The organism is Achromobacter arsenitoxydans SY8 (genome assembly GCF_000236785.1).
GTDB lineage: Bacteria > Pseudomonadota > Gammaproteobacteria > Burkholderiales > Burkholderiaceae_B > Achromobacter > Achromobacter arsenitoxydans.
This window is the reverse complement of sequence record NZ_AGUF01000075.1, coordinates 111,414-126,243: the sequence shown is the minus strand read 5'-3', so window position 1 is coordinate 126,243 and position 14,830 is coordinate 111,414. Positions and strand designations below refer to the sequence as shown.

Annotated in this window: 14 protein-coding genes; 4 read left to right on the top strand and 10 right to left on the bottom strand. The window is 67.5% G+C overall.

The annotated features are described in order from the left end of the window. The 3 genes from KYC_RS29735 to KYC_RS24150 all read left to right on the top strand — a co-directional run. Positions 1 to 865 (top strand): hypothetical protein (locus KYC_RS29735; protein WP_008167370.1); only part of this gene is annotated, 865 nt, incomplete at its 5' end. Further along, complete coding sequence (locus tag KYC_RS29975; protein ID WP_238531988.1) at positions 862 to 1,662, top strand: DUF6708 domain-containing protein; 801 nt, start codon at positions 862 to 864, stop codon at positions 1,660 to 1,662. The genes KYC_RS29735 and KYC_RS29975, both read left to right, overlap by 4 nt. Positions 1,663 to 1,825: 163 nt before the next feature. Further along, the gene (locus KYC_RS24150) at positions 1,826 to 2,431 is read left to right on the top strand and encodes a phosphatase PAP2 family protein (protein WP_008167367.1); all 606 of its coding nucleotides are present in this window, start codon (positions 1,826 to 1,828) and stop codon (positions 2,429 to 2,431) included. 25 nt (positions 2,432 to 2,456) lie between these two features. Here the strand turns inward: KYC_RS24150 and KYC_RS24145 are convergent, their stop codons facing one another. From KYC_RS24145 to ogt, 3 genes are all read right to left on the bottom strand, one after another. Then, on the bottom strand, positions 2,457 to 3,437 hold the full coding sequence (locus tag KYC_RS24145) for a Bug family tripartite tricarboxylate transporter substrate binding protein (RefSeq protein WP_008167365.1): 981 nt from the start codon (positions 3,435 to 3,437) through the stop codon (positions 2,457 to 2,459). Between the two features lie 128 nt (positions 3,438 to 3,565). Then, positions 3,566 to 4,651 carry a tartrate dehydrogenase gene (locus tag KYC_RS24140; protein WP_008167363.1) on the bottom strand — a complete coding sequence of 362 codons (1,086 nt, stop codon included), beginning with the start codon at positions 4,649 to 4,651 and terminating at the stop codon, positions 3,566 to 3,568. A gap of 113 nt (positions 4,652 to 4,764) precedes the next feature. After that, positions 4,765 to 5,289, bottom strand: a complete 525-nt coding sequence (ogt, locus tag KYC_RS24135) for a methylated-DNA--[protein]-cysteine S-methyltransferase (RefSeq protein ID WP_043519159.1) — start codon at positions 5,287 to 5,289, stop codon at positions 4,765 to 4,767. A gap of 145 nt (positions 5,290 to 5,434) precedes the next feature. Between ogt and KYC_RS24130 the strand changes: the two genes are divergently transcribed. Beyond that, positions 5,435 to 6,880, top strand: coding sequence for an AlkA N-terminal domain-containing protein (locus KYC_RS24130; protein WP_008167361.1), 1,446 nt, complete (start codon positions 5,435 to 5,437; stop codon positions 6,878 to 6,880). A gap of 16 nt (positions 6,881 to 6,896) precedes the next feature. Here the strand turns inward: KYC_RS24130 and KYC_RS24125 are convergent, their stop codons facing one another. The 7 genes from KYC_RS24125 to KYC_RS24095 form a co-directional block, all read right to left on the bottom strand. Next, positions 6,897 to 7,802 carry a LysR family transcriptional regulator gene (locus tag KYC_RS24125; protein WP_008167360.1) on the bottom strand — a complete coding sequence of 302 codons (906 nt, stop codon included), beginning with the start codon at positions 7,800 to 7,802 and terminating at the stop codon, positions 6,897 to 6,899. Between the two features lie 18 nt (positions 7,803 to 7,820). Then, positions 7,821 to 8,303 carry a YajQ family cyclic di-GMP-binding protein gene (locus KYC_RS24120; protein ID WP_008167359.1) on the bottom strand — a complete coding sequence of 161 codons (483 nt, stop codon included), beginning with the start codon at positions 8,301 to 8,303 and terminating at the stop codon, positions 7,821 to 7,823. 77 nt (positions 8,304 to 8,380) lie between these two features. Next, the gene (locus KYC_RS24115; protein WP_043519158.1) at positions 8,381 to 9,169 is read right to left on the bottom strand and encodes a heme ABC transporter ATP-binding protein; all 789 of its coding nucleotides are present in this window, start codon (positions 9,167 to 9,169) and stop codon (positions 8,381 to 8,383) included. Then, complete coding sequence (locus KYC_RS24110; protein ID WP_050814935.1) at positions 9,166 to 10,113, bottom strand: FecCD family ABC transporter permease; 948 nt, start codon at positions 10,111 to 10,113, stop codon at positions 9,166 to 9,168. Before KYC_RS24110 ends, KYC_RS24115 begins: the two co-directional genes overlap by 4 nt. 49 nt (positions 10,114 to 10,162) lie before the next feature. Then, positions 10,163 to 10,993 carry a heme/hemin ABC transporter substrate-binding protein gene (locus tag KYC_RS24105; protein ID WP_008167355.1) on the bottom strand — a complete coding sequence of 277 codons (831 nt, stop codon included), beginning with the start codon at positions 10,991 to 10,993 and terminating at the stop codon, positions 10,163 to 10,165. Between the two features lie 18 nt (positions 10,994 to 11,011). Further along, positions 11,012 to 12,058, bottom strand: a complete 1,047-nt coding sequence (locus KYC_RS24100; protein WP_008167354.1) for a hemin-degrading factor — start codon at positions 12,056 to 12,058, stop codon at positions 11,012 to 11,014. A gap of 80 nt (positions 12,059 to 12,138) precedes the next feature. Then, on the bottom strand, positions 12,139 to 14,763 hold the full coding sequence (locus KYC_RS24095; RefSeq protein WP_008167353.1) for a TonB-dependent receptor: 2,625 nt from the start codon (positions 14,761 to 14,763) through the stop codon (positions 12,139 to 12,141). Between the last annotated feature and the right edge of the window lie 67 nt (positions 14,764 to 14,830).

Genomic DNA, 14,830 nt, shown 5'->3' with positions numbered 1-14,830 from the left:
AGTCTTACGCCTGCCGGCCTCGGGCGTTGGCGCGGTGACGACGCTGGCGGATGCGGGCAAGGTGATGGCGCGATTTGGGGCGGTGATTGGGGCGCTGTCTGGATTGTTTGATGCGTTGGCGTCGGTTAAGGCGGCGAAACGGGCTCGCGCTGCGGGGGGCGAAGCGGCCGGATACTGGTATTTTGGCGCGTCAGCCTTATTTGGCCTAAGTGCAGGCTTTGCGGCTTACGCTGCCTACACCGTGTCGACGACGCTCTTGAGCGCCTCATGGATACTCGGACCAGTCGCGTGGGCGATTCTATCGGGCATTGCTGCTTTCATAGCCTGGAAAATCGGCGGAGAGGGTGAATCGTCTCCGCTGGAACGGTGGGCTTACTACAGCCATTTCGGGAATGCGAAATATAATAAATTCGCAGACGCGAACTCCGCGCTTTCCGCATTGAATGGGCTAGCACTGGGAGTAGATGCACATGTGAGCTTTGGCATCAGACAATTGAAATACCAAATTGCTCTGCCTCACTACGACTCCTCGCTGTCGGGCTACGCCTGGAAACTTATAGTGAAGCGCTATTCCGGTGAAGAGTTGTTGGTATCTGACATGTACCAATTGACGCAAGCTTCGTCGATTACCGAATACAAACCGCCGAAACGGCTGGACTACGATCCAACGACCACGGCACCCACTTTTAGGGAGCGCATCGTTATCGGCGTTGATGGCAGAAAAGCCAATTTCCTGATTGTGGAGGGAGACGTCGAATTGAATTATCTACACGATATAGATGAGGCGCAAATTGCTATTGAATACCTGCCGAATATTCAGGATCCCGAGATGACAGCCACTATGAGGATAGTGGAACTCAAATGACTGAAAAAAAGAGAAAACAGCTTTTAGACAAGCCAACAAAGGGCTGGAAGGCTGACCTCCCCCTTCCTCAAATCCCGCCCCATGAGCCGTTGCTGAACATCGGTCTGCCGCCGAATTTTGCGGACGATATTTGTCTTGAACTACATACTTCCAGGCTGTTGAATAGGACGGGCATAGTTGCCTGCGCTGCAGGCATGTTTTGGGCAGCCAGTCTGGTTTATGAACCCCTGTTCTTAGAACTAAGAATTAGTGACTTTGCAAGAACACCGGTTCCAATCTTCGTAATGTTTTTTGCCTTTCTCGTCGGCGGAATAGCAGGTTTTGCAATGTTAAGGTCAGCCATTGCGCCCCCTCGCGACGAACCAATCCGCTTCAACCGCAAGCGCGGCAAAGTCTACGTCTACCGCTTCCACAGCGGCGGACCATTAAGCCGCAAGGGCTGGGGCGTAGTCCCGGTTGTATTCAACTGGGCCGACCTTCGCGCCGAAGCCTGGAGCCGCATGGCGGCAACAACCAGTGCACCGATCTTTGCCTGGGGCGTGGATATCGCGGTAGTCGAACCCGGCACCAATCACGTCATCGACCGCTTCCAACTGGCCGGCAGCAACGCCAACGGCGAACACATGTGGGCCATGGCGCGCGCCTTCATGAACCAGGGGCCGGAAGCCTTGCCGAAGTATCCGCGTCCGCCGCGCGACTGGAACAACGACGTGCCCCCATACCACTTGGCGCTGCGTCTAGCGCCCAAGGTTCAATGGCCGGCCGACATGGATCGTGAGTCTCGGACTGCGCCGTGATGATCATCCTGATGGGAACGGCGGTACTTGATCTCAGCAACCAGGAAGAACCGAACTGGAGCCAATCAGATCCAGATACAGTTTTCTCCCCCCTTGTAAGGAAACTGACGGGAACTCCATCTACCATCGCCGCAACCGAATTATTACGCCGCGATGACGTGTCATGGATTTCCTGGAAAGCTTCAACCAGTCCCTGTTTCTTCTGATCAACGCCGACCCCGCCACGCCGGCGTGGCGGATCCAAGCCGCCATGCTGGCCGCCAACAGGCTCATCCTGCTGGTGCCCGGCATCATGGCCGCCGCCTGGCTGTGGGGCGGCGAACAACAGCGCAGCCTCATGCTCAAAGCGCTGGCCAGCATTGCCGTGGCGCTGTTCGCCAGCTACCTGTGCGGCTTGCTGTGGCCGCATCCGCGGCCGTTCGTCATCGGCCTGGGACACGCGTTTTTCGCGCACAAGCCCACGTCCTCGTTTCCCAGCAACCACACGATCATCATCGCCACGTTCGCGTTCGCGCTGATCCTGGACCGGCGCCGGGCCGCCTGGGGCTGGCTGGCGCTGGCCGGCGCGGTTGTAGTGGGGACGTCGCGCGTCTACCTGGGCGTGCATTTTCCGCTGGACATCGCGGGCGGGCTGGCGCTGGCGCCCGTGGCCGCCGCGCTGACCGCGCCGGCATGGCGGCGCGCGGGGGGCCCGCTGACGGCGGCGGCTCAGGGCCTGTACCGCAAAATGCTGGCCCTGCCGATCGCGCGCGGCTGGATCCGCGCGTGACCGCAGCGCGCCGCGCTGGACGCAATCAGTTGATCGCGACCTTGGCTTCCTTGACCAGCTTGGCGTAGTTCTCGGTATCGGCGCCGATGCGCGCCTTCATCTGCGCCGGCGTATCGCCGATCGGCACCGCCCCGATCTCCGCCATCCGCCGGGTGAAGTCTGGCGAACGGATGATCTTCACCATCTCCGCGTTCAGGCGGTCCACCACTTCCTTGGGCGCGGCGGCCGGCGCCAGCACGCCGAACCACGTCCCCATGTTGAAAGGCTTCAGGCCGGCCTCCTCCATCGTCGGCACGTCCGGCAGCGCGGCCGAGCGCTGATTGGTGGTGACGGCCAGCGCCCGCAGCTTGCCGCTCTGGATGTGCGCAAGCACCGGGGTGATGGTGTCGAACGACATGTCGATCTGGCCGCCCAGCAGGTCCGTCGTCAGCGGACCGCTGCCCTTGTAGGGCACGTGCAGCAGCTGCACGTGGCCCGCGCGCTCAAACTGCGCGCCGATCAGGTGCTGGCCGGTGCCCATGCCGTTGGAGCCGTAGGTCAGCTTGCCGGGCGCGGCCTGCGCCAGTTTCAGCAGCCCCGCCACGTCCTTGGCGTCCAGCTTCGGATTGACCACCAGCACATTGGGCACGAGCGCCACCGTGGTCACGGGCGCGAAGTCCTTCTGGAAGTCGTAGTGCAGGCTCTTGTAGACGCTGGTGGCGATGGTGTGATGCACCGCGCCCATCAGCAGCGTGTAGCCGTCCGGCGCCGCCTTGGCCACGTAGTCCGCGCCCAGCGTGGATCCCGCGCCCGGCTTGTTCTCCACTACCACCGGCTGGCCCAGGCTCTTGGCCAGTTCCTGGCCCAGCGCGCGCGCCAGCACGTCCGTGGTGCCGCCGGCCGGAAACGGCACGATCAGATTCACGGGCCGCGCGGGATAGGACTGCGCCTGCGCGCCGCCCGCGAAGGGCAGCCCCAGCAGGCAGGCGAACGCCAGGGCGCGCGCCGAGATCGGTTTCTTATGCATGGTTTGTCTCCTGGATACGAATGGACTTCGCTTTTTATGTGCTGCCAGGTCTCTCCGGCCGGGTGCTGCGCGCCCCGGCTCTCTTGGGCGCCGGACGCCCGGGGCATCCGGCGCTTGGTGCGCTGCGTTCAGGCCGCCTTGGCCGGCGCCGATGCCGCAAGCTTCGCGCAGACGGCCGCCGTGACCTGTTCGGTCGTTGCGCGTCCGCCCAGGTCGCCGGTATGCAGCGACGGATCGGCGGTCACGCTTTCGATGGCCTGCATCAGCCGGGCCGCCGCCTGCGTTTCGCCCAGATGCTCAAGCAGCATGACGACCGACCAGAACGTGCCCACCGGATTGGCCAGGCCCTTGCCCATGATGTCGAAGGCCGACCCGTGGATCGGTTCGAACATCGAGGGATAGCGGCGCTCCGGATCAATATTGCCGGTGGGCGCGATGCCCAGGCTGCCGGCCAGCGCCGCGGCCAGGTCGCTCAGGATGTCGGCGTGCAGGTTGGTGGCCACGATGGTGTCCAGCGTCGCCGGCCGGTTGACCATGCGCGCGGTGGCCGCGTCGACCAGTTCCTTGTCCCAGGTCACATCCGGGAACTCGCGGCTCACCTGCACCGCGATCTCGTCCCACATCACCATGGCGTGGCGCTGCGCGTTGGACTTGGTGACCACGGTCAGCAGCTTGCGCGGCCGGGACTGCGCAAGCTTGAAGGCGAAGCGCAGGATGCGTTCGACGCCGGCGCGCGTCATGATGGACACGTCGGTGGCGGCCTCGATGGGATGGCCCTGGTGCACGCGGCCGCCCACGCCCGAATACTCGCCCTCGGAGTTCTCGCGCACGATGACCCAGTTGAGCTGTTCGGGCGTGCAGCGCTTGAGCGGCGCGTCGATGCCCGGCAGGATGCGGGTGGGACGCACATTGGCGTATTGGTCGAAGCCCTGGCAGATCTTCAGGCGCAGGCCCCACAGCGTGATGTGGTCGGGAATGTCGGGATCGCCCGCCGATCCGAACAAGATGGCGTCCTTGTCGCGCAGTGCGTCCAGGCCGTCGGCCGGCATCATGACGCCGTGCTTGCGGTAGTAGTCGCCACCCCAGTCGAAGTCCTGGAATTCGAAGCGCGGACCGCCCTGGGCGGCCAGTTCCTGCATGATGCGCTGGCCGGCCGGAATCACTTCCTTGCCGATGCCGTCGCCGGGGATGGTTGCAATGCGGTAAGTCTTCATGGGGCGCCAGCGCTCCTTGCGGCTATGAGTCTGCTGGCACTTTACCGAGCGGACCGCGCGGCGCGCGCGCGGAAATTCACAACATTTTCAACCTGGAGTTGAAAGTCCGCCCGCTACGCCGGCCGCCAGCGGGCCTCGTGGTCCAGCAGCCAGCGCTTGCGGTGCAGCCCGCCGCCGTAGCCCGTCAGCGACGCGTTCGCGCCGATCACCCGGTGGCACGGGATGACGATGCCCACGGGATTGGCCCCGTTGGCCAGCCCGACCGCGCGCGCCGCCTCCGGCCGCAACAGGCGCGCAGCCAGCACGCCATAGCTGAGGGTGGTGCCGCTTTCGATGCCGCGCAGCGCCTGCCAGACCAGGCGCTGGAATTCCGTGCCGCCCAGTGCGACAGGCAGGCTGGCGATGGCCGCGACGTCGCCGTCGAAGTAGTCCTCCAACCGGCGGCGCGCCGTGGACGGCTGGCGGGCATCCTGCAACTGGACGGCGTCCTTGCCGTACTGGCGGCGCAACAGGGTGTGCATGCGGGCTTCGTAGTCTTCCCAGTCCACCGCGCGCAGGCGCTGCTGCGCGTCGGTCAGCACGAGCATCCGGCCGATGGGGGTGGGCACGCGTTCAAGCGCGAATGGCTGCGGGGTCATGGCGCCGCTCCTGGCGATGGGGACGAGGCCAATATAGACCCGCCCGGCGGCAGCGCGCTGGCGGTTTTCGGACAGCAGTATGAGATTCACAACCTTGTCCGAAAACCGCTAGATCGCGCCGGGCCGGCGGCGTTAGCATCAAGCCATGACACTGAACCACGACGCCTGCTACAGCGCCATCCAGGTGCGCGACGCCCGCTACGACGGGCGCTTCTTCACGGCCGTGAAGACCACGCGCATCTATTGCCGGCCGGTGTGCCCGGCGCGCACGCCCCTGTCGAAGAACGTCACGTTCTATTCGACCGCCGCCGCCGCGCAGGAGGCCGGCTACCACCCCTGCCTGCGCTGCCGCCCCGAAACGGCGCCGGAACTCGGGCCCGGACATGAGCTGCCCGACAGCGTGGCGCGCGCGCTGCAGCTGATCGAGCTGGGCGCGCTGGACGAGGACGGCGTGGACGCGCTGGCGCAGCGCCTGGGCGTGGGGGAACGGCAGCTGCGGCGCCAGTTCCGCCTGCATCTGGGCGCATCGCCCGTGGCGGTCGCCCAGACGCGGCGCGTACTGCTGGCCAAGCAGCTTATCCATGAAACGCAATTGCCCATGGCCGAGATCGCCTTCGCGGCCGGCTTCGGCAGCATCCGCCGCTTCAACGAAATCTTCCTCGACCTCTTCGGGCGGGCGCCGGGCGCGCTGCGGCGCTCGGGCAAGCCCGAGGTCCCCGCGGGACAGGACGGAGAGATCAAGCTGCTGCTGCGCTATCGCCCGCCCTACGATTGGGACGCCATGCTGGGTTTCCTGCGGCTGCGCGCCATTCCCGGCATCGAACACGTAACCGGCGATACCTACGCGCGCACCATCTGCCTGGATGGCGTCCAGGGCGCCGTGACGGTCAGGCCCGCCGCAGGCGATGCGCTGCAGGCCACGGTGCGTTTTCCCCGCCTGCAGGCGCTGCCGGCCATCATCGCGCGCCTGCGCCGCGTCTTCGACCTGGCCAGCGACCCGGCGGCGATCGCAGCGCAGTTCTCAAGCGATCCCGTGATGACGGCGCTGATGCAGGCGCGGCCCGGACTGCGCGTGCCGGGCGCCTGGGACGGCTTTGAGCTGGCCATGCGCGCCGTGCTGGGCCAGCAGATCACGGTCGTCGCCGCCATCCGCCTGGCCGGCAAACTGGTGGCCGCGCACGGCGAGCCGCTGGCGCAGCCCGACGGCGCGCTGACCCACGTATTTCCGCAGCCGGAGGCGGTGGCCGCGGCCGAACTGGCGTCGCTGGGCATGCCGCGCAGCCGCGCCGCGACACTGTCGGCAGTGGCTGCGGCGGCCGTGGCGGACAGGCATCTGTTCGAATCCGCCGGCGGGCTGGAAGACGCCGTGCGGCGCCTGCGCACGATCCGCGGCGTGGGGGAATGGACGGCGCAGTACATCGCGCTGCGCCAGCTGCGCGAGCCGGACGCGTTTCCGCATGCGGATATCGGGCTGATACGGGCCCTGGAAAGACTGGAATCGCGCGAATACACGCCTGCGCAGCTGCTGGCCCGGTCCGAGTCCTGGCGGCCTTGGCGCGCCTATGCGGCGCAGCATTTGTGGTCCGCCTGAAGGCGGAGCCGCGGCGTCACCAGCGCCCTTCCGAACCTTCCTGGAAGTAGCCCACCAGGAAATCCACAAAGGCCCGCACCTTGGCGGACAGGTGATGCCGCTCGGGGAAGACGGCGTAGATGTCCGCCTGCGGCAGCGCGTAATCTTCCAGCACCTGCACCAGCCGGCCGCTGCGCAGATAGCGCGCCAGGTCCCATTCGGCCCGCTGCAGGATGCCCAGGCCGGCCAGTCCCCAGGTCAGCGTCACTTCGCCGTCGTTGCTGCTGAGGTTGCCGCGCACCTTCACGGTCTCGCTGCGCCGCCCCTTGGCAAAGCGCCACAGGCCGTAGGCGGCCTCGTTCTGGCGCAGCACGATGCATTGATGGCGCGCGAGATCGTGCGGCGTGGCCGGCACGCCGTGCTTTTTCAGATAGCCGGGAGACGCGCAGACCAGCCGGCGGTTGGGCGCGATCTTGCGCGCGATCAGGCTGGTGTCCGGAAGGTCGCCGAAGCGCACGGCGACGTCGAACGCATCGCGCACGAAGTCGGCCGGGCTGTCGGTGAGCTGCAGTTGCAGCGAGACCTCGGGATACTTCTGCGCGAACTCCGCGATGGCGGGCGCGATATAGCTGCGGCCGAATCCCAGCGGCGCGTTGACCTTGAGCAGCCCGCGCGGACTGGCCTGGCGGCTGGCGATCAGTTCGTCCAGGTCTTCGATGTCGCCCAGGATGCGGCGGGCGCTTTCCAGGTAGACCTCGCCCTCGGCAGTCAGGCTGAGCCGGCGCGTGCTGCGGTTGAACAGCCGCACGCCAAGCCGCGCCTCGATCTGCGCCAGCCGCTTGCTGACGGCGGCTGGCGTGACGTCCAGTTCACGCGCGGCCGCCGACATGCCGCCGGCGCGGGCAAGTTCGACGACAAGCTGGAGCTCGCCGGAATGTCCCATCGGTATGGGCGGGGCGGCTCAGTCGCGGAAGTTTTCGAACTGCAAGGGCAGGTCGACGTCCGTCTTTTTCAGCAGCGCGATGGCCGTCTGCAGGTCGTCGCGCTTCTTGCCCGAGATGCGCAGCTTGTCGCCGTTGATCTGGGATTCCACCTTGAGCTTGGCGTTCTTGATGGCGGCGATGAGCTTCTTGGCGACGGGCTGTTCGATGCCCTGCTTGATGGTGACCTTCTGGCGGGCGCCGCCCAGGTTTTCGAGCGGATCGGCGACGTCCAGGCAGCGCACGTCGATGCCGCGGGCAGACAGGCGGCCGCGCAGGATGTCCAGCATCTGCTTGAGCTGGAACGCGCTGGAAGCGATCTGGGTGACGACAAACCCTTCGAGTTCGAACTTGGCGTCCGTGCCCTTGAAGTCGAAGCGCGTGGCCAGTTCGCGGTTCGCCTGGTCGATGGCGTTGGTCAGTTCGTGTTTGTCGACTTCGGAGACGACGTCAAAAGTAGGCATGACACGGGGTCCTGTGGATAAGTGATGGAGGAGCTTTTGCCCGCCATTTTACCGGCCCGGCGCCCTGCGTCACGCCATCATGTCGTCACCACCAGCAGGCGCTCCGGCTGCAGCGGATGCGGGATGACGTGCGCGTCGATGCCGTAGGCCAGATACAGGTTCGCCGGCGTCAGCACCTGCGCCGGCGTGCCGGACGCGATGGCCCGGCCGCCGCAGAGCAGCAGCAGGCGGTCGCACCAGCGCGCCGCCAGATTCATGTCGTGCAGGATCACCAGTACCCCTGTATCGCCCGCGTGCGCCAGGTCGGCCGCGACGCGCAGCAGGTCGCCCTGGTGTTTGGGGTCCAGGCTGGCGGTGGGCTCGTCCAGCAGCAGATAGCGCGGTTCGCCGGCAGCGCGCGCCGCCTTGCACTGCACCAGCACGCGGGCGAACTGCACGCGCTGCTGTTCGCCGCCGGAAAGTTCGGGATAGCGGCGCGCGCCCAGGTGCGTCACGTCCGCCCAGCCCAGCGCCTGATCCACCAGCACCGCCACCTGCGCCGGGGACAGCTCCGGAAACGGATAGGCGCCCATGGCGACCACCTCGCGCACATCCAGGTCAAAGCTCAGTCCGGGCTTTTGCGGCAGCACGGCGCGCAGGCGCGCCTGGCGGCGATGCGCCAGCCCGTGCAGGTCGGCATCGCCCAGGCGCAGCGTTCCCGAATCCGGCGCCAGCTCGGCGGACATGGCGCCCAGCAGCGTCGACTTGCCCGCGCCGTTGGCGCCCAGGAGGCCCACGACTTCGCCGGGGCGCACCGCCAGCGACACCTGATCCAGGATGCGGTTGCCGCCGCGCGTCAGGACAAGATTCTCGGCAGCCAGCATCATCCGTGCCTCCGGCCGCGCGCCAGCAGCCACAAGAAGAAGGGGCCGCCCACCAGGCTGGTCACCAGCCCGATCGGCAACTCCGCGGGCACCACCGCGACGCGCGCCAGCCAGTCGGCCAGGGTCAGCGCCAGGGCGCCGCCCAGCACGCAGGCGGGCAGCAGCCAGCGATGGTTGGCGCCCAGCGTCATGCGCACCAGATGCGGCACCACCAGGCCCACGAAGCCGATGCCGCCGGTCGCCGCCACCAGGGGGCCCACGATCAGCGCGCAGGCCAGCACGAGCTGGGCGCGCACGCGCTTGAGCGCATAGCCCAGGTGCTGGGCTTCGCGCTCGCCCAGCAGCAAGGCGTTCATGACGCGCCACTGGCGCATCAGCCACCACGACATCAGCAGCACCCAGGGCCCCAGGAACGCCAGCAGGCTCCATTTGGCGCCCGCCAGGCTGCCCATGGTCCAGAAGGTCAGGTCGCGCAGCTGGGCATCGTTGGCCACAAAGGTGAACAGGCCGATCATCGCCCCGGCCACCGCATTGATGGCGATGCCCGCCAGCAGCAGGCCCGCCACGCCCGGCACGCGCCGGCCCAGCGTGTAGGCGCAGAAGGTGGCAAGCAGGCTGCCGCCGAAGGCCGCGGGCGCCAGCACCCAGAAGCCGCCCGACGTCAGCACGATGGCGGCCACCGCCCCCAGCGACCCGCCGGCGGATATGCCGATCAGGCCAGGCTCCGCCAGCGGATTGCGGAACAGCGCCTGCATGGCCGCGCCGGAAATGGCCAGCGCGGCGCCGGCCACCATGGCGAACAGCACCCGCGGCAGGCGGATGTCGATCAGCACGTTGCGCCAGAGCGCATCGCCCGGCGCGGGATCGCCCCACAACAGCGCGGGGATGTCGCGCAGGGGAATCTGCACCGCCCCGCTGCTGCTGGCGGCCAGCGCGATCACTGCCATGGCCGCGCCCAGCAACGCCAGCGCCAGCGGCGCCGAAACGCGCCCCGCGCTACCGCCCCATGACACCGGCGGCCTCCCGCTTGAGTTCGGTCAGCGCCAGCGGCAGGCGCGGGCCCATGCCCAGCAGCAGCAGGTCGTCCATCACGATGACGCGCTTGCGCGCGGCGGCGGGCGTGGAGGCGATGCCCGGCTGGGCCAGCAGCTTGTCCAGCCCGCCCGAAGCGTCCAGCGACGTCCGGGTGACGACGATCACGTCCGGCGCCAGCGCGCTGACGGCCTCGGCGGACACCGGCTTATAGCCGTGCTGGTCCTTCAGCACGTTCACCAGCCCCGCCATCGTCATGACCTCGTTGGCGGCCGTGCCGCCGCCCGCGCCCTGCAGGGTGCCGGTGCGGTTGAGCAGCAGGATCGCGCGCGCGCCGGTGCCGGGGATGGCTTCCACCGCCTTCAGGTCGCGCGTGATGTCGGCCACCATGCTTTCGCCGGCGGGCGCGACATCCAGCGCCTCGGCGATGTTGCGGATGCGCGCTTTCAACGAATCCACCGACGGTGTATCCGGCACGGTCACGATGCGCACGCCGACGTCGCCCAGTCGCTTGAGCGCGTCGGGCGGCCCCGCCTGTTCCGACGCCAGGACCAGGTCCGGTTTGAGCGCCAGCACGCCTTCCACCGGCACCGAGCGGTAATAGCCGACGCGCGGCAGCTTGGTCGCCGCCTCGGGATACAGGCTGGAGAGATCGTCTCCGACCAGCTTGTCGCCCTGCCCGAGCTGGTACACGATCTCGGTCACGCTGCCGCCCAGCGTCACCACCCTTTCGGGCGGCGCCGCCTGCGCGCTTGCCGCCGCCAACCACGCCGCCACTGCCAGCCATTTTTTCATCGCTGCTTCCTTATGCGCTCAAGCGGCCAGCGGCGCGCTGCACAGGCCCACCATCAGTTCCCGCCAGCCCGCCAGTTCCGGCTTGCCGGGCTTGCGTTCGCCAAAGAACTGCACGATCAGGTCGCCCGTGGACGCATAGACCTCCAGCGAGGTGACCCAACCGTCGGTCGTGGGCTTGTTGACCACCCACGCCGACGCGATGGCGGTGGTGTCCAGATGCAGGTTGAACTTCGGGTCCAGCACGTTGAACCAGGGCCCCGTGCGGCGCAGCGACTGGACCGGACCGGAGTGGATCTGGATCATGCCGCGGTTGCCCACGAAGCACATGATGGGCAAGGCGGATTCCGACGCCGACTGCAGCATGCGTTCCACGGCGTCGGCCGGCACCGGCTGCGCCAGGTCTTCCCCGGCCGCGGCCAGCGCCGCCAGGCGCGAGACCTTGAACTTGCGCAGCAGCGGGAAGAATTCGTGCGTGTCCTTCATGCCCAGCCAGGCTTCGCGCCAGGCCTGCGCGTCTTCGACCTGATCGGCGTCGGCGGACGGCGCGTAGGGTTCGGCCACGGGCCATTGCGATTCGCCTGCGAATTGCGCGACCAGCGCGTCATAAGCGGCCGCGTCGGTGGCGTCGGTACGGTAGACCTTGTGCACCGCCACGCCCGCGCCGTCGAAGAACTGGAGGCTGTGGCGCCCGTCCTGTTCGACCGCCCAGGCGGATTTCCACGCGGTGAAGAACACGCGCAGATCAATGTCCGGTCCCAGCACCAGGCCCACCGGACCTTCGGCCTGGATGTCCTCATACATGCCGTGGCGCTCGTGCACACACCAGTCATTGCGGGTCAGCGCCATGACCTCGCCCAGCGTGCCCAACTCGCGGAAAATTTCCTGCGGCGCTCCGTGCAGCGCAGTCGCCTTCACGCCGCCACAGCCCGCGGCCACCCATTCGGCCTCGGACACGCCCAGCGCCTGGGCCAGGTTGCGGGCGCGCAGCCCGGGTTGCGAGGCCGCCAGGGCTTCGTTGCGGGCGCGCAGTTCCTCAGCGCGGGTCGTGAAATCGGTATTCGTCATCGTAGGCCCTCCGGCCGGTGCCAAACATTGCTAAAAACCGCCGCCGGGTCCGGTCTGCGCCAGATGGCGGCGGACCGAACTCAATATTGATAAGTCAGTGAGACGCGCACGCTGCGTCCCGGTTCCGTGTACCAGTCGACCGGACGCGGGATCGTGATGGCCCCCGCGGTCGGCACGTTGATGGCTTCCCAGTACTTCTTGTCGAACAGGTTGAACACGCCCGCCTGCACCTGCAAGCCCTTCACCGCGGCAGGACGCCAGTACCCCATCAGGTCCACCACGCCATAGCCCGGCGCCTTGAAGTCCGGGTTGGGCGCACCGGTCGCGGGTTCCGGATACTCGACCTTGTTGCGCTGCAGCGCGGTGGTCAGCATTGCATCCACGCCCCACACGTCGCGGCCGTAGCCCACGCCCAGCACCGCCTTCAGCGGCGCCACGGAATTCAGGTACTGCCCCGTGCCTTCGTCCTTGCCCACGGCCCACGCCAGCGAGCCCCACGTGCGCCAGCCCGGCGCGAACTTCCAGTGCGCGCTGGCCTCGGCGCCGTAGATGCGGACCTTGGCGCGGTTGACGTTGCCCGTCACGCCCAGGGGATACTGCCCCGCCCAGCCCGGCTGCCACTGCGGCGAATTGGGGTTGAGCGGCACATCGCCGTCGATGAAGTTCTGATAACGATTATCAAACAACGATACCGCACCGCCCAGGTCGTCGGAGCCGATCTTCGCGCCCAGCTCCCAGCCCTTGCTGGTTTCGGGCTTCAGGTACGGATTGCCGACGCGCAGGTAGGTGCCCGGGCCGCCGTAGTTGGTGTAGAGCTGCGTGGCGCTGGGCGCCTTGAAGCCGTAAGCGTACTGGGCGTAGAGGCTCAGCTCGTCCGCGGCCTTCCAGGTGGCCAGCAGCTTGGGCGAAAAGCGGCTGCCGCTGTTGGACGGCGGCAGCGGACCCGCGTTCGGATTGCTGTTGTAGCTGGCGCTGGACTGCGGCCGCTGCTCGTAATGGTCGTAGCGCAAGGCCGGCATGATGGTGTAGCGGCCATCGGCGAAGCTGAACTCGTCCTGCACCCACAGCGCCCACTGGTCGCCCTTGGACTGCGGGACGTCGGCCTGATTGGTGTGCAGCATGTCGCACGCGCGCGGGCCCATGGGCGCTCGCGTGCCCGGGGGGATAAACGGGCAGTTGTCGTAGCCGCTGGAGTTCTGTTCGGTCTTGTTGCCGTACCACTCGCCGCCGAACGTCCACAGTTGCGACACCGTCGAGCCAGCCAGGCGCTTGGTGAATTCCGTACTCGCGCCGAACAGCGTCTGCTGAATGGAATTGCTGCGCCCGTAAGGACCATTCGGGAAGCCGTAGCGGAATGGATCGCCTGGTATGGCGTAGGCGCGCGAATCGACGCTGCGGATCGCGTTCTGCGAGTTGTCCAGGCGCACGCGCTGCCAGTACACCACCGCGGTGGCCGTGTCGATCAGGCCGCCAGAGCCCGGCGCCGTGTACGAATAGTCGAACGACACGCGCTCGCGCTCGGTTTCCTTGCGCGTACTGTTTTCGCCGATCAGGTAGCTGGTGCCCGGGCCCTGCTCCCACATGCTGTCGATGTCGGCGTCGCGCTTGAAGTATTCGCCCGTCAGGCCGAAGCGGTGGCCGCCTTCGACGCGCTGCTGCAGTTTCAGCAGGAAGCTGCGCTGGTCGTAGTCCTCGGGGCTGGGCTCGCTGCGCTTGGGGCCGTAGCCGCCAACGTCGCCGCGGTTGTCCAGCTCGTGGCCGTTGCGCACGCCCGCCTGCACCAGCCAGAACGTGTTGCTGTGGATCTGGCCGGCCAGCGCGGCGTTGGCGCCCCAGCTGTTGTCGGCGGAGTCGAAATCGGTCTTGGCCAGCGCGCCGAAGGTCTTGCCGTCGGTCAGCAGGTCCGACGGATTGAGCGTGTGCAGGTCGGCAATGCCGGAAATCGCGCCCGAACCGCCGCTGCTGGCGTCCGCGCCGCGCACGATGTCCAGCCGCGACAGGCTGTTGAAGTCCACGGCCTCGAGGCCGCCCTTCACGCCGCGCGCGCCGTCATCCAGCCAGGGCAGGCGGATGCCGTCGACCCGCGTCAGCACGCGGTCCTGGTCCAGGCCGCGGATGTTGATGCTGTTGTTCTGGCGGTTGAAGCTAACGCCCGGCTCGGCGCGCTTGCCCAGGTCGGACCAGCTCCTGATCTGCAGGTCGTCCATGCGGCGGCGGTCGGTGCTGGTTTCCCAGGCCGGCACGACCGCGGCGAGCTCGCCGTCGACCAGGACGGGCGCAAGCTGCGTTACTCCGCCCTGCGGCAGCGCCTGCAGCACGAACACGCCCGCGCTGCGTTCCTGAACGCCCAGGCCGCTGCCGGCCAGCAGGCGCGAGAAGCCTTCATGCACGGAATACACCCCATCCAGTCCCTGCGTGCGGCGCTGCCCCACCAGCGCGGCGTCGAACAGCACCGTCACGCCGGCGCTGTCCGCAAAGCGCGGCAGCGCGTCGGCCAGCGCGCCGGCCGGAATGCTGTAGCCGCGCGCCCCGGCCTGGGCCACCGCCGCCCCCTGCGCCTGCGCGGGCGACACGGGCAGCATCGCGGCGGATACCGCAGCCAGGGCCAGCGCCGCATGCACCGCGGCGGTAAGACGGGTCAGCCGGCATTGCGCGCCTTGGGCTGGTCGGGAGCCGCTCGCGCGGCCGGCGGGGTAGTAAGCCATGGTCGTCCTTTCGATCCAACAGGTATCGGCATTTGGTTGCCTATACAGACCATGACCCTCGTGAAAT

Coding starts and splice junctions, on each gene's coding strand:
- KYC_RS29975 (WP_238531988.1), top strand. CDS start 862: ATGACTGAAAAAAAGAGAAAACAGCTTTTAGACAAGCCAACAAAGGGC.
- KYC_RS24140 (WP_008167363.1), bottom strand. CDS start 4,651: ATGAAGACTTACCGCATTGCAACCATCCCCGGCGACGGCATCGGCAAG.
- KYC_RS24110 (WP_050814935.1), bottom strand. CDS start 10,113: ATGGCAGTGATCGCGCTGGCCGCCAGCAGCAGCGGGGCGGTGCAGATT.
- KYC_RS24100 (WP_008167354.1), bottom strand. CDS start 12,058: ATGACGAATACCGATTTCACGACCCGCGCTGAGGAACTGCGCGCCCGC.
- KYC_RS24125 (WP_008167360.1), bottom strand. CDS start 7,802: ATGGGACATTCCGGCGAGCTCCAGCTTGTCGTCGAACTTGCCCGCGCC.
- KYC_RS24145 (WP_008167365.1), bottom strand. CDS start 3,437: ATGCATAAGAAACCGATCTCGGCGCGCGCCCTGGCGTTCGCCTGCCTG.
- ogt (WP_043519159.1), bottom strand. CDS start 5,289: ATGACCCCGCAGCCATTCGCGCTTGAACGCGTGCCCACCCCCATCGGC.
- KYC_RS24115 (WP_043519158.1), bottom strand. CDS start 9,169: ATGATGCTGGCTGCCGAGAATCTTGTCCTGACGCGCGGCGGCAACCGC.
- KYC_RS24120 (WP_008167359.1), bottom strand. CDS start 8,303: ATGCCTACTTTTGACGTCGTCTCCGAAGTCGACAAACACGAACTGACC.
- KYC_RS24095 (WP_008167353.1), bottom strand. CDS start 14,763: ATGGCTTACTACCCCGCCGGCCGCGCGAGCGGCTCCCGACCAGCCCAA.
- KYC_RS24130 (WP_008167361.1), top strand. CDS start 5,435: ATGACACTGAACCACGACGCCTGCTACAGCGCCATCCAGGTGCGCGAC.
- KYC_RS24150 (WP_008167367.1), top strand. CDS start 1,826: ATGGATTTCCTGGAAAGCTTCAACCAGTCCCTGTTTCTTCTGATCAAC.
- KYC_RS24105 (WP_008167355.1), bottom strand. CDS start 10,993: ATGAAAAAATGGCTGGCAGTGGCGGCGTGGTTGGCGGCGGCAAGCGCG.